At 50.4% G+C, this 14,259-nt stretch carries 11 protein-coding genes, 2 tRNA genes, 2 rRNA genes and 1 pseudogene; 6 read left to right on the forward strand and 10 right to left on the reverse strand.

Going from position 1 to position 14,259, the window contains the following annotated elements; genetic code table 11:
* Window positions 1-211 precede the first annotated feature (211 nt).
* Window positions 212-895, forward strand: coding sequence for a winged helix-turn-helix domain-containing protein (locus SK39_RS06930; protein WP_223232893.1), 684 nt, complete (start codon window positions 212-214; stop codon window positions 893-895).
* 1 nt (window position 896) lies between these two features.
* The gene (locus SK39_RS06935) at window positions 897-1,415 is read left to right on the forward strand and encodes a hypothetical protein (RefSeq protein ID WP_003838893.1); all 519 of its coding nucleotides are present in this window, start codon (window positions 897-899) and stop codon (window positions 1,413-1,415) included.
* A gap of 157 nt (window positions 1,416-1,572) precedes the next feature.
* Here SK39_RS06935 and SK39_RS06940 read toward each other — a convergent pair.
* Both SK39_RS06940 and dnaQ read right to left on the reverse strand, forming a co-directional pair.
* Window positions 1,573-1,649: transfer RNA gene (locus tag SK39_RS06940), tRNA-Asp, on the reverse strand.
* A gap of 134 nt (window positions 1,650-1,783) precedes the next feature.
* Window positions 1,784-2,512, reverse strand: coding sequence for a DNA polymerase III subunit epsilon (dnaQ, locus tag SK39_RS06945; protein WP_003031410.1), 729 nt, complete (start codon window positions 2,510-2,512; stop codon window positions 1,784-1,786).
* On the opposite strand from dnaQ, the pseudogene rnhA reads away from it, so the two are divergent.
* A pseudogene (gene rnhA / locus SK39_RS06950) lies at window positions 2,466-3,044 on the forward strand (ribonuclease HI). The gene dnaQ and the pseudogene rnhA sit on opposite strands and share 47 nt — an antisense overlap.
* On the opposite strand, the gene SK39_RS06955 reads toward rnhA, so the two are convergent.
* The gene (locus tag SK39_RS06955) at window positions 3,041-3,763 is read right to left on the reverse strand and encodes a class I SAM-dependent methyltransferase (protein ID WP_003031413.1); all 723 of its coding nucleotides are present in this window, start codon (window positions 3,761-3,763) and stop codon (window positions 3,041-3,043) included. The pseudogene rnhA and the gene SK39_RS06955 overlap by 4 nt on opposite strands.
* 33 nt (window positions 3,764-3,796) lie before the next feature.
* On the opposite strand from SK39_RS06955, the gene gloB reads away from it, so the two are divergent.
* Together gloB and mltD are read left to right on the forward strand one after the other, a co-directional pair.
* A complete protein-coding gene (gene gloB, locus SK39_RS06960) occupies window positions 3,797-4,552 on the forward strand; it encodes a hydroxyacylglutathione hydrolase (protein ID WP_003031418.1) in 756 nt (251 codons plus the stop codon).
* Between the two features lie 71 nt (window positions 4,553-4,623).
* Entirely contained in the window at window positions 4,624-5,982 is a 1,359-nt protein-coding gene (gene mltD / locus SK39_RS06965) for a murein transglycosylase D (RefSeq protein WP_048216821.1), read from the forward strand.
* A gap of 49 nt (window positions 5,983-6,031) precedes the next feature.
* Here the strand turns inward: mltD and SK39_RS06970 are convergent, their stop codons facing one another.
* The 3 genes from SK39_RS06970 to SK39_RS06980 all read right to left on the reverse strand — a co-directional run bounded on the left by SK39_RS06970 (window position 6,032) and on the right by SK39_RS06980 (window position 8,986).
* Window positions 6,032-6,802, reverse strand: coding sequence for a class I SAM-dependent methyltransferase (locus tag SK39_RS06970; RefSeq protein WP_048216822.1), 771 nt, complete (start codon window positions 6,800-6,802; stop codon window positions 6,032-6,034).
* 76 nt (window positions 6,803-6,878) lie between these two features.
* Entirely contained in the window at window positions 6,879-7,679 is an 801-nt protein-coding gene (locus tag SK39_RS06975; RefSeq protein ID WP_003031427.1) for an endonuclease/exonuclease/phosphatase family protein, read from the reverse strand.
* A gap of 131 nt (window positions 7,680-7,810) precedes the next feature.
* Entirely contained in the window at window positions 7,811-8,986 is a 1,176-nt protein-coding gene (locus SK39_RS06980; RefSeq protein ID WP_048216823.1) for an MFS transporter, read from the reverse strand.
* A 104-nt stretch (window positions 8,987-9,090) separates the two neighbouring features.
* On the opposite strand from SK39_RS06980, the gene yafC reads away from it, so the two are divergent.
* Window positions 9,091-10,005: a DNA-binding transcriptional regulator YafC gene (yafC, locus tag SK39_RS06985; RefSeq protein WP_046669730.1), complete on the forward strand. Its 915-nt coding sequence runs from the start codon at window positions 9,091-9,093 to the stop codon at window positions 10,003-10,005.
* Between the two features lie 21 nt (window positions 10,006-10,026).
* Here the strand turns inward: yafC and dkgB are convergent, their stop codons facing one another.
* From dkgB to SK39_RS07005, 4 genes are all read right to left on the reverse strand, one after another.
* Window positions 10,027-10,830 carry a 2,5-didehydrogluconate reductase DkgB gene (gene dkgB / locus SK39_RS06990; RefSeq protein ID WP_016149586.1) on the reverse strand — a complete coding sequence of 268 codons (804 nt, stop codon included), beginning with the start codon at window positions 10,828-10,830 and terminating at the stop codon, window positions 10,027-10,029.
* 164 nt (window positions 10,831-10,994) lie between these two features.
* Window positions 10,995-11,071 (reverse strand) — tRNA-Asp (locus SK39_RS06995).
* A gap of 55 nt (window positions 11,072-11,126) precedes the next feature.
* Window positions 11,127-11,242: ribosomal RNA gene (gene rrf, locus SK39_RS07000) — 5S ribosomal RNA — on the reverse strand.
* Between the two features lie 90 nt (window positions 11,243-11,332).
* Window positions 11,333-14,239: ribosomal RNA gene (locus SK39_RS07005) — 23S ribosomal RNA — on the reverse strand.
* Window positions 14,240-14,259: the final 20 nt, after the last annotated feature.

A 14,259-nucleotide genomic window follows, 5' to 3' on the forward strand; every position in this document is an offset into this window, starting at 1 on the left:
TATTAATAAAGAGTTCTATAGTACAATCATTTTTTATAAATGAATTATGTTATGCTATTGCTTCCCCCACTCGAATGCGAGATATCCTGCTTTAAAGGAGACATCAGTGATTTCTCATATACCAATAAACAAAATCAAATCCGTAATTATTGGTGATGGCTTAGTTTTCAGACCACATAAAAATACCCTAAAAGACCTGGCGTCTGGTGAAATGGCCACATTGAATAATGTGGCAACACAATTACTGCTCTATCTGTTGCAAAATGGTAAAGAGATATCCTCGCGCGATGAAATTCTGCAGAATGTTTTCCAGCATAATGGCGCCAGAGCGACGGATGCTAATCTCAATCAGCACATTTCATTTCTGCGCAAAGCAATAACGTCTACGGGCCATCCTGCAGAACTGATCGTCACCATTCCGCGAATAGGATTTCGGATGGGCGACGCCAGTATCAATATTCAGCAACTGGAGGAAGCACAAGCACCCACCAGAATAGCCAATATTGCATTGATGCCCAGGAAAAAGAAACGAAACCTGTGGCCTGTCACGATAACAACGTTAATTACCGGAATCGCCGTGCTGGCGACAGCGTGGTTAACATGGATACCCAATAAAATCGCTATGACGGACGCGGCGATCCTGCGGACTATCGACTACGAGCAGTGCCGTGTGCATATATTAGGAAACGCCCTCACCGACACCATTACCGAAAAAAAAGCGCTGGATATTTTCAAGTCCGTGGGTATTAACCCTAACTGTTCGTATCCAAAAGATCTGTATCTCAATACCTGGGCGAGCAACCATAATCTGGTTGAGTGGTCATTTGCCGCTGAATGCGGGCTAAACCTCGGCTATTACCATTGCATCAGCCAGTATCGCCATCATGAGGAATGATATGAAGCAGGAAAGCGATCACTCTCCTTTACTATGGTCAGTCGTGATTGCCATTTTTGGGCTGGCGACTATCGCTTTTTTTATTATCGCCGGGAATGCGAAAAAACAAGAAATCAGTTTTTCCTGTTCCTCGGAATTCACGTCGATACTCGACATCCAAAACACCAAAAAGGAACTCCACGGAATAATGCTGATCACCAGCTACAACTCTGGACACCTCTCATTGTCAGTACAAGGGAAACTCAAAAGTGATGATGGCGAGTTTGCTGTTAACCGAAAACTGTTCTTTCGCTATGCCCGACCACTCGGCCATACCGCCGGCGTTTTTATGCTCACCCCCGACGGACGCGAAAAATCCCCGGATGATGAAGCAACGGATGCTATAGATTATCTTTTCTTTGACGCTTACGAACGTGCCGACAAGCTGTATATGCTAAAGCACCTGAATGAGGAAACGGTTCTTATTGGCGATAACTTTTCACCCCGCTTCGCCTGCGTGATGAATCACTTCGCAAGTTAATCGCCTTCTGGATATGCGTCGGGTTAAGGATGACCTGATGTGTTGCCCACCCGAAAGCACGGGCGCGGTCGGTAGAACGTGAGAATGAGATTATTATTTTTGGCGGGTTAATAACGACGAAAGCCTGAATCATTTCTGATTCAGGCTTTCTGAATAGTGGCGGAATGGACGGGACTCGAACCCGCGACCCCCTGCGTGACAGGCAGGTATTCTAACCAACTGAACTACCACTCCGCGTTGTGTTCCGCTTGGGAACGAAGCGAATATTACGGATTGCCTCGCACCTCGTCAACGCTTTTTCTCACGTTTTTTAATCGTTTGCTGCAAAAATCACCCGAATGGCCATTTTCATACGGTAAATGTACAAACTATGCCCGCCAGAGGCAACTTCCGCCTTTCTTCTGCACCAGGTCAAGGCGTGACTCATGGGCCGCTAACTCTTCATCAGTGGCGAAAACAACACGTAGTTTGCTGGACTGGCGCACAATACGCTGGATCCCCGTGTCATTCCTCTGCTGGCTGTCGCCTTCCATTGAGAACGCCATCGTGGTCTGCCCGCCGGTCATCATCAGATAAACGTCGGCCAGAATCTGGGCATCAAGCAATGCGCCGTGCAGGGTTCGTTTACTGTTGTCTATCTCATAGCGCGAGCACAACGCATCAAGGCTGTTTCGCTTGCCAGGAAACATTTTCCTCGCCAGCGCCAGGCTATCGGTTATTTTGCAGAATTCGTTCGTCTTCGGAATATCCCGCTTGAGCTTCGCGAATTCGTAATCCATAAAACCGATATCGAACGATGCGTTATGGATGACCAGCTCCGCGCCACGAATGTAGTCGAGAAATTCGTCGGCTACATCAGCAAACGTGGGTTTATCAAGCAGGAATTCGTCTGCGATTCCGTGTACGCCGAACGCTTCCGGGTCCACCAGCCGATCCGGCTTCAGGTAAACATGGAAGTTATTGCCGGTCAGGCGGCGGTTCACCACTTCAACCGCACCGATCTCAATGATCTTGTGGCCTTCATAGTGGGCGCCAATCTGGTTCATACCGGTGGTTTCGGTATCGAGGACGATCTGTCGTGTAATTCCAGTGCTCATAACGGTCATTTATGTCAGACTTATCGTTTGATTTCGATTTGCTAAAACAGGAAGTCTACCAGAGATGCTTAAACAGGTAGAAATTTTCACCGATGGTTCTTGCCTGGGAAATCCCGGACCGGGTGGTTATGGGGCGATTTTACGCTATCGCGGGCGCGAAAAAACCTTTAGCGAAGGCTACAACCTTACAACTAATAATCGCATGGAGCTGATGGCAGCAATCGTTGCGCTGGAAGCCCTGAAAGAACAGTGTGAAGTGATACTCAGCACGGACAGCCAGTATGTGCGCCAGGGCATTACGCAGTGGATCCACAACTGGAAGAAGCGTGGCTGGAAAACAGCAGATAAAAAACCAGTGAAGAACGTCGATCTGTGGAAGCGTCTCGATGCCGCTTTAGGCCCTCATCAAATCAAATGGGAATGGGTTAAAGGCCATGCGGGCCATCCGGAAAACGAACGCTGCGATGAGCTTGCGCGCACCGCGGCCATGAGCCCGACTCAGGATGATATTGGGTATCAGACTGAGGCTTAAGCGTCCGGTTTACGGTATTGCCGGGTCGCGCCAACGGCATGACGGATAGGCGTTTTGCTTTTATTTTGTTTCATCGGGTTGAGTGTAAGCGGAATGGTTCGCTTGCGCGCAACCACCAGCTGTAAACAGCCCAGCGCGGGGATATGGGTGCTTAACATTTTCCCGCCCTTCTTATTCCAGGGCAGAACATGAAAACGACTATAGTGCAGCACTTCAAAATTCAGTAATGATAGCCAGTCCAATTGACGCATGAGGGTAAACATCCGACTGTTATAGGGCGATGTCTTACGCAATACGGGCACCAGTTTACGCAAACCCATCAGGCTTACCGGGTTAAAACCGCTCAAAATCAACCAACCGTCATCAATCAACACGCGATCGGCTTCACGCAGTAGGCGATGCGGATCGGAACACCACGGTAACGTATGGGCCAATAAACAGACATCCACGGACTTATCGGCAAAGGGAAGATGCAAAGGATCGGCCGTCACCTGCATGGGAGAACCCTGCAAAGAAACATTTACCTGATGAGAAACCGCGCACGCTTCGGAATCGATTTCTGCGCTTAAATTACCAACCTTAAGCAGATGAAAACCGTACATTTTTGCGAACCACGGGTTAAGCTGATACTCCAGCGCCTCACGATAGTGTTCGCCCCAGGGCAGATCATCCCAGCTAACGGGCGCTACGACAGTTTGAGGGATCCTTGCCGGTTTCATCACAACCTTCCGTTACGCATTTAGAGGTAATATATGAATCTTAACAGTATTCCTGCATTTCAGGACAATTACATCTGGGTCTTGTCAAATAATGACCAGCATTGTCTGATTGTGGACCCGGGTGAAGCGGCTCCTGTTCTGAAAGCCATTGCAGAGCATAACTGGGTGCCTGAAGCCATTCTGCTAACCCATCATCATCAGGATCACGTGGGCGGAGTGAAAGAACTTCTGCAGCATTTCCCACAAATAGTGGTATACGGACCGGCTGAAACGCAAGATAAGGGAACGACACACATAGTCGAAGATGGCGATATTGCACTCGTTTTGGGGCATGAATTTAGGGTAATTGCTACTCCGGGTCACACTTTAGGACATATCTGTTACTTTAGCCATCCTTACTTATTTTGTGGTGACACACTCTTTTCTGGCGGTTGCGGTCGACTTTTTGAAGGCACCGCAACCCAAATGTATCAATCACTTAAAAAAATCAACGCCCTTCCTGACGATACATTAATTTGTTGCGCACATGAGTACACATTAGCAAACATGAAGTTTGCCTTAAGCATTCTCCCGCACGATTCGTTCATAAATGAATATTATCGTAAAGTTAATGAGTTACGCGTAAAAAAACAAATGACACTACCCGTAATTCTGAAAAATGAGCGGCGAAATAATCTTTTTTTAAGAACAGAAGATATTGATTTAATTAATGAAATTAACAAAGAAACAATATTGCAACAACCTGAGGAGCGTTTTGCCTGGTTAAGGTCAAAGAAAGATACGTTCTGACAATTCCGGGTTGCCTTTTGAAAACTTCGCCGTTATGATCGGTCGTCTTTTAAGCAACTATTGACACACACATGAAGGCAAAAGCGATATTACTCGCCTCTGTCCTGCTTGTTGGGTGCCAGAATACTGGTAACGTCCAACAACACGCACAGAGCCTTTCTGCAGCTGGTCAAGGGGAAGCAGGAAAGTTTACAAGTCAGGCGCGATGGATGGACGACGGAACATCTATCGCTGCTGATCAAGATTTGTGGGCTTTCATTGGTGACGAGCTAAAGATGGGAATTCCGGAAAACAGCCGGATTCGCGAACAGAAACAGAAGTATTTACGCAATAAGAGCTATCTCCACGATGTAACTTTACGGGCAGAGCCGTATATGTACTGGATAGCCGGGCAAGTTAAGAAACGTAACATGCCTATGGAACTGGTACTACTACCCATAGTGGAGAGCGCTTTTGATCCTCACGCAACGTCTGGCGCCAATGCCGCAGGTATTTGGCAGATCATTCCGAGCACGGGGCGCAATTATGGTTTAAAACAGACCCGCAGTTATGATGCACGTCGCGACGTTGTGGCTTCCACCACCGCCGCGCTGGACATGATGCAGCGTCTGAACAAGATGTTTGATGGCGACTGGCTGCTGACCGTTGCTGCTTATAATAGCGGTGAAGGTCGTGTCATGAAGGCAATCAAAACGAACAAAGCTCGTGGTAAACCCACTGACTTCTGGTCGTTGCCATTGCCTCAGGAAACGAAGCTATACGTGCCCAAAATGCTGGCATTGAGCGATATACTCAAAAACAGCAAACGCTATGGCGTACGTCTGCCAACAACAGACGAAAGCCGCGCGTTGGCACGTGTTCGCCTGAGTAGCCCGGTTGAGATGGCTCAGGTTGCCGATATGGCGGGTATTTCCGTCAGCAAGCTGAAGACCTTCAATGCAGGCGTGAAAGGTTCCACGTTGGGTGCCAGCGGCCCGCAATATGTGATGGTGCCAAAGAAGCATGCTGAGAAGCTGCGTGAGTCTCTGGCTTCAGGCGAAATTGCAGCCGTGCAGTCAACGCTGGTCGCGGATAACACGCCGCTGAACAGCCGTAGCTACAAAGTTCGCGGCGGCGATACGCTTTCTGGCGTTGCTTCACGTCTTGGCGTGAGCATCAATGACCTTAAGCAGTGGAATAATCTGCGAGGGTCGTCGCTGAAAGTAGGCCAGAACCTGACGGTGGGCGCTGGTAGCAGCGCACAGCGACTGGCGAACAACAGCGATAGCATCACCTATCGTGTGCGTAAAGGCGACTCGCTCTCGAGTATTGCCAAACGCCACGGGGTTAACATCAAGGATGTGATGCGCTGGAACAGCGATACGAATAATCTACAGCCAGGCGATCAGCTAACGTTGTTTGTGAAAAACAACGACATGCCGGACTCCTGATAGCATTGTAGAAATGAAGGCACTGGTTTCCCCCCAGTGCCTTTTTTATTTATCCCGCTTTATGTGCCTCAACCATTATCGTGTCGCTGGTAAACGAGCCATCTTCCTGTAACGCAAAGTAGTCTTTCACTTGTGCAGAAGCACTTTGTTGATAGGCACGAATCGCGTCGCTCAACGCTGCAGGCGTACGCATCCGCGCCACCCACGAACTGAATTCCAGCGCCAGACGATCGGTTAACAAGGTATCGGCAATCAGATTGGCGTCATTGATTAACAACAACCACTCTCCGCTGGAATAGTTGCGTACGTGTGAGGTATCGCGTAACGCCTCCACGGTTTGCAACCAGATATCACGTACTGGGTGGCCAGGCGACATCACATCCATCACAATCAGTACACCACCGGGCTTCAGAACGCGGTTCACTTCCCGCAGCGCGCGCCCGACATCATGCCAGTGATGCGCGGAATAGCGGCTAATCACCACATCAAATACGTTATCTTCAAATGGCAGGCTTTCAGCATACCCCTGCCGTGTGGCGATATTATCCAGACCTCGGTCTTTTGCCGCCTTAGCAACCACTTCAAGCATCTGCGACGATAAATCATAAGCCACGACCTGCTTTACGTGTTGCGCGGCCACAAAGCTGGCGTGCCCTGCTCCGCATCCCATATCCAATACGCGAGCCTGTGGAAATGCCGACAACCTTTCCCCCAGACGTTGCAAGTCACGGCCAGAGGCGTGCACCGTACTGGTTAAATAGGCATTAGCCTGAGAGCCAAACTGTTTTTCGACGTTGTCATGGTGAGAGCGTGTTGTCATTGTGTTGTCCTTCGGTTGTTGAGAAATATGAAGGGCAACCATCACAGGCCTGCCCTATGGCAGACCTGACACACCGTTATTGTTCAGGTTTGCCGGGACTGAATTCAACGAGTAGCGGGTTGTGATCGGATGCACGGGTGACCAGCACAGAGGCTTCACTCACGTTCAGACCGCGATAGAACACAAAATCGAGAGGGCGACCAAAGGCACGGCGGCGCTGATCGTCAGTAAAGCGAACCTGGCGCAGCGACATTTCACGCGCAAAGCGGTACAGCGCATTCATCCGTCGACGGCTCCAGGCATTAAAATCGCCGGCCATGATCACCGGACCGCTGTGATGAGCAATCTGATCGCCAATAGGAAGTAACTGCTTACTATAGACATCAACGCCAAGGCTAAAGTTAACCGCGTGGATATTCACCACCATTAACAGCCGAGTGTCAGGCAACGGGTACACCGTCACCAGCGCCGATTTCGCCAGCCGTAAAATAGGCTCACGCTCGCGCAATGGACAGCAGTAAACAGGATGAGCAGCAGAGAGCGTCATGACGCCAGAGGGATGCTGAGGCAGCACAAAGGCCGGAACCTGATCGGCAGCAAGATAGTTAGCGGTCGCAAACTGCACCAGTTCTGGCGTGGTTTGTGCTTCCTGCAATAACACCAGATGCGCATCTTTGCCAAAATTCTTCAGCACCGACTGCCATTCTGCGCGCTGCTGTTTAAAAATATTCCATACCAGCACGCGAATGCGATCTTCACTGCTTAACGGAACGCCTGCGGGTAATGCCTGGCCAATATGCGCAAACGACCCCGGCGGTAAAATCCGCTCGGCGGGTTGTCCGGCAACATAACGCATGGCATAGGTGTTTTTTCGCACTTTAGACTTTCAAACCTCTGTAACGTCAACCAGTCCGCAGCCGGACTGGTTCTTCTGTTATAGGGATTTTAGCACTCACTTTCAACGAACAATTGCAGTTTGTTTTGTAAGTGGGCGCTTACATCAATGATTTACCCCAAAGCAACGCGCGCGGGCTTATCAAGACGACCGCTGAGTCCCATCAGCAGGAACGCAACCAGGACAATAAGTTCGCCAATCCACGGCGTCTGCGCCAGACCATAATGCTCGACCGTTTGTCCACCAATCACTGAACCCAGTGCAATGCCAATGTTAAACGCCGCAATATTCAACCCTGACGCCACATCTACAGCATTAGGCGTAAATTGTTCCGCTTTCTGTACCACGTAGACCTGCAACCCCGGTACGTTACCAAAGGCAAAGATCCCCATTACCAGGATGGTAGCCAGCGCGGCATACTGCGTAGAAGCCGTCAGTTGGAAAACCATCAACAGAACAAACAACGCGGCGAAAATGAATTTCAGCGCAGGAACAGCACCATGCTTATCCGCCAGCTTACCACCCCAGATATTACCGATAGCCACTGAAACACCGTAACCCAGTAAGATCCAGCTTACTGCTGCCGGAGAGAATCCCGCCAGATCCTGCATCATCGGTGCCAGGAAGGTGAATGCCGTGAATACACCGCCGTAGCCCAGTGCCGTAACGGCATAAATCAGCAACAGACGGGGATGAGTCAGCACCTTCACCTGGTCGCGAATGCTGGCGGCTGCACGACCGGGAATGTTGGCGGGGATCAACAACTGGCTACTGATCAGTGCAATCACGCCTAACATTGATACCGCAAGGAAAGTCTCGCGCCAGCCAAAGTGTTGACCAATAAACGTTCCCAGCGGCACGCCGGTTACCAGCGCCACCGTTAAGCCACCAAACATAATGGCGATGGCGGAGGCCGCTTTCTCTTTCGGCACCAGACTTGTCGCGATGGTAGAACCAATCGAGAAGAATACACCGTGTGCCAGCCCAGTCAGCAGACGAGCGACAATGAGTGTCATATACCCGGGAGCCTGCCATGCCAGCAAATTCCCCGCCGTAAACAGAACCATCAGCGCAACCAGTAACTGCTTACGTGGCAGGCGTCCGGTCAAAGCGGTCAGTACCGGTGCGCCAATCGCCACACCCAGCGCATAGATGGAAACCAGCATCCCGGCGGAAGGTAACGAGATCGCCAGTTGTTGAGCGATGGTCGGCACCAGACCAACAATCACAAACTCAGTAGTGCCTATAGCGAAGGCACTAATTGTTAGTGCAAATAAAGCGAGAGGCATAAATAACTCCGTAACATCAGTAATCAGATGACACGCAGTATGCCTGGATGTTTTAATGACAAAAATATTCAAAATCTAAATATAATTTTGCGTCAGGTGCAAAAATGAAAGCAACCTCTGAAGAACTTGCGATTTTTGTAGCGGTAGTGGAAAGCGGCAGCTTTAGCCGGGCGGCAGAACAGCTTGGACAAGCCAATTCCGCGGTCAGTCGGGCAGTAAAAAAGCTGGAGATGAAACTGGGCGTCAGTTTGCTTAATCGAACGACCCGACAGCTAAGTCTCACTGAGGAAGGAGAGCGCTATTTCAGGCGGGTGCAGCAGATACTGCAAGAGATGGCTGCAGCAGAAACGGAAATCATGGAGTCGCGTAATACTCCGCGCGGCCTGCTGCGCGTCGACGCAGCAACACCGGTGATGTTGCATTTCCTGATGCCGCTAATCAAACCGTTCCGGGAGCGGTATCCCGAGATGACGTTGTCTCTCGTCTCCTCGGAAACATTCATCAATCTTATTGAACGAAAAGTGGATGTTGCTATACGAGCGGGTACACTGACTGACTCGAGTCTACGTGCGCGTCCGTTATTTACCAGCTATCGCAAGATTATTGCCTCACCGGAGTACATTGCCCGTTTTGGTAGACCAGAGACCGTCGAGGAGTTAAAACAGCATCTGTGTCTGGGGTTTTCCGAACCGGTTTCGCTCAATACCTGGCCAATTGCCTGTAGCGACGGACAGCTGCATGAGGTCGAGTGTGGAATTTCTTCCAACAGTGGGGAAACGCTAAAACAGCTTTGCCTGAACGGCAACGGCATCGCCTGTCTTTCAGATTATATGATAGATAAAGAGATCGCGCAGGGAGAGCTAGTGGAACTGCTGGCCGATAAACGTCTGCCGGTAAAAATGCCTTTCAGCGCCGTTTACTACAGCGATCGTGCGGTCAGTACACGTATTCGTGCATTTATAGACTTTTTAAGTGAATATATAAGAACAGCTCCCGAAGGAGCTGTAAAAGAGGGGTAAGGGATACACAGGCTCGGGCAATTAATCCCAGGCAGGAGCCAGACCTTCCGGGCTGACCAGACGATCGTTGCAGTCCAGTGCCGCGATCATTTTTTTATCTTCGGCATCCAGATGCAGTTCCAGCGCCAGCAGGTTGCTTGCCAGGTTTTCACGTTTGGTAGAAGAAGGAATTACGGAGTAACCTTCCCCCATTGCCCATGCCAGAATAACCTGCGCCGGGGTCGCATTATGTTTAGCGGCAATGTGCGCAATCACTTCATCTTTCAGCGCGTTACCGTAAGCCAGCGTCATGTAAGAGGTGATGTGGATACCGTGTGCTTTCGCCCAGTCAACCACCTTACGGCTCTGAAGATACGGAGAAAGCTCAATCTGGTTGGTCGCAATATTGTCTGCGCCTACTGCGGCAATGGCTTTTTCCATCAGCGCAATGGTGAAGTTTGAGATACCAATTTCACGAGTCAGTCCCTGCTGTTTTGCTTCGAGCAGCGCCAGCATGAATTCCTCAACAGATACAGCATCTCCTGGAGATGGCCAGTGGATCAGCACCAAATCAACATAATCTGTACGCAGTTTCTTCAGGCTTTCTTTCAGACTTGGGATCAGTTTTTCTTTGCTGAGATTTTCAATCCAGATCTTGGTGGTGATGTACAGTTCGTTACGCGGTACGCCGGTTTCGGCAATCGCCTGACCAACAGCCGCTTCATTATCATAGATTTGCGCAGTGTCGACAGCACGGTAGCCTAGTTCAAGCGCCGTTTTAACAGAAGCGATAACCACGTCGTCTTTCAGGCGGAAAGTACCCAAACCGAATGCAGGGATAGCCATAGAATTCCTCTTTTTAATCACTATGTTCATCAACTAAAAGGATTATGACTTCCAGCTCTTTATAGAAAAAGAGTGATAAATGCAGAGGATTTTTGCGGATGTAGCAATAATTAAACTGCAGGCAAAGAAAAAGCCCTGAGCTAATGCTCAGGGCTCTTAATAAGTGGCGGAACGGACGGGACTCGAACCCGCGACCCCCTGCGTGACAGGCAGGTATTCTAACCAACTGAACTACCGCTCCACCGAATTTCTTTGTCACTACCCGGATTCTTCATCCCGGTTTACTGCAATTTGATGCCTGGCAGTTCCCTACTCTCGCATGGGGAGACCCCACACTACCATCGGCGCTACGGCGTTTCACTTCTGAGTTCGGCATGGGGTCAGGTGGGACCACCGCGCTACAGCCGCCAGGCAAATTCTGTTATTAACCCGCTTCTCGCCGGTTAATGTAATCTGTTTCAAGCTGAATGTCGTCTCTTCGCCAAAACATCTTCGGCGTTGTAAGGTTAAGCCTCACGGTTCATTAGTATCGGTTAGCTCAATGTATCGCTACACTTACACACCCGACCTATCAACGTCATCGTCTTTAACGTTCCTTCAGGAGACTTAAAGTCTCAGGGAGAACTCATCTCGGGGCAAGTTTCGTGCTTAGATGCTTTCAGCACTTATCTCTTCCGCATTTAGCTACCGGGCAATGCCATTGGCATGACAACCCGAACACCAGTGATGCGTCCACTCCGGTCCTCTCGTACTAGGAGCAGACCCCCTCAATTCTCCAGCGCCCACGGCAGATAGGGACCGAACTGTCTCACGACGTTCTAAACCCAGCTCGCGTACCACTTTAAATGGCGAACAGCCATACCCTTGGGACCTACTTCAGCCCCAGGATGTGATGAGCCGACATCGAGGTGCCAAACACCGCCGTCGATATGAACTCTTGGGCGGTATCAGCCTGTTATCCCCGGAGTACCTTTTATCCGTTGAGCGATGGCCCTTCCATTCAGAACCACCGGATCACTAAGACCTGCTTTCGCACCTGCTCGAGCCGTCACTCTCGCAGTCAAGCTAGCTTATGCCTTTGCACTAACCTCCTGATGTCCGACCAGGATTAGCTAACCTTCGTGCTCCTCCGTTACTCTTTAGGAGGAGACCGCCCCAGTCAAACTACCCACCAGACACTGTCCGCAACCCGGGTAACGGGTCCACGTTAGAACACCAGCCATTAAAGGGTGGTATTTCAAGGATGGCTCCATGCAGACTGGCGTCCACACTTCAAAGCCTCCCACCTATCCTACACATCAAGGACCAGTGTTCAGTGTCAAGCTATAGTAAAGGTTCACGGGGTCTTTCCGTCTTGCCGCGGGTACACTGCATCTTCACAGCGAGTTCAATTTCACTGAGTCTCGGGTGGAGACAGCCTGGCCATCATTACGCCATTCGTGCAGGTCGGAACTTACCCGACAAGGAATTTCGCTACCTTAGGACCGTTATAGTTACGGCCGCCGTTTACCGGGGCTTCGATCAAGAGCTTCTCCTTACGGATAACCCCATCAATTAACCTTCCGGCACCGGGCAGGCGTCACACCGTATACGTCCACTTTCGTGTTTGCACAGTGCTGTGTTTTTAATAAACAGTTGCAGCCAGCTGGTATCTTCGACTGATTTCAGCTCCATGGGTAAACCACTTCACCTACATATCAGCGTGCCTTCTCCCGAAGTTACGGCACCATTTTGCCTAGTTCCTTCACCCGAGTTCTCTCAAGCGCCTTGGTATTCTCTACCTGACCACCTGTGTCGGTTTGGGGTACGATTTCGTGTTACCTGATGCTTAGAGGCTTTTCCTGGAAGCAGGGCATTTGTTACTTCAGCACCGTAGTGCCTCGTCATCACACCTCAGCGTTAAAAAGGTACCGGATTTACCTGGAACCTCCGCCTACATGCTTAAACCGGGACAACCGTCGCCCGGCTAACATAGCCTTCTCCGTCCCCCCTTCGCAGTAACACCAAGTACAGGAATATTAACCTGTTTCCCATCGACTACGCCTTTCGGCCTCGCCTTAGGGGTCGACTCACCCTGCCCCGATTAACGTTGGACAGGAACCCTTGGTCTTCCGGCGTGCGGGTTTTTCACCCGCATTATCGTTACTTATGTCAGCATTCGCACTTCTGATACCTCCAGCAACCCTCACAGGCCACCTTCAACGGCTTACAGAACGCTCCCCTACCCAACAACACATAGTGTCGCTGCCGCAGCTTCGGTGCATGGTTTAGCCCCGTTACATCTTCCGCGCAGGCCGACTCGACCAGTGAGCTATTACGCTTTCTTTAAATGATGGCTGCTTCTAAGCCAACATCCTGGCTGTCTGTGCCTTCCCACATCGTTTCCCACTTAACCATGACTTTGGGACCTTAGCTGGCGGTCTGGGTTGTTTCCCTCTTCACGACGGACGTTAGCACCCGCCGTGTGTCTCCCGTGATAACATTCTTCGGTATTCGCAGTTTGCATCGGGTTGGTAAGTCGGGATGACCCCCTAGCCGAAACAGTGCTCTACCCCCGAAGATGAGTTCACGAGGCGCTACCTAAATAGCTTTCGGGGAGAACCAGCTATCTCCCGGTTTGATTGGCCTTTCACCCCCAGCCACAAGTCATCCGCTAATTTTTCAACATTAGTCGGTTCGGTCCTCCAGTTAGTGTTACCCAACCTTCAACCTGCCCATGGCTAGATCACCGGGTTTCGGGTCTATACCCTGCAACTTAACGCCCAGTTAAGACTCGGTTTCCCTTCGGCTCCCCTATACGGTTAACCTTGCTACAGAATATAAGTCGCTGACCCATTATACAAAAGGTACGCAGTCACCCCATAAAGAGGCTCCCACTGCTTGTACGTACACGGTTTCAGGTTCTTTTTCACTCCCCTCGCCGGGGTTCTTTTCGCCTTTCCCTCACGGTACTGGTTCACTATCGGTCAGTCAGGAGTATTTAGCCTTGGAGGATGGTCCCCCCATATTCAGACAGGATACCACGTGTCCCGCCCTACTCTTCGAGTTCACAACCTGTGCATTTTGGTGTACGGGACTATCACCCTGTACCGTCGGACTTTCCAGACCGTTCCACTAACACACAAGCTGATTCAGACTCTGGGCTGCTCCCCGTTCGCTCGCCGCTACTGGGGGAATCTCGGTTGATTTCTTTTCCTCGGGGTACTTAGATGTTTCAGTTCCCCCGGTTCGCTTCATTACGCTATGTATTCACGTAATGATAGTGTGTCGAAACACACTGGGTTTCCCCATTCGGAAATCGCCGGTTATAACGGTTCATATCACCTTACCGACGCTTATCGCAGATTAGCACGTCCTTCATCGCCTCTGACTGCCAGGGCATCCACCGTGTACGCTTAGTCGCTTAACCTCACAACCCGAAGATGTTTC

It is taken from the genome of Citrobacter sp. BIDMC107, from assembly GCF_001037575.1.
Taxonomy (GTDB): domain Bacteria; phylum Pseudomonadota; class Gammaproteobacteria; order Enterobacterales; family Enterobacteriaceae; genus Citrobacter; species Citrobacter freundii.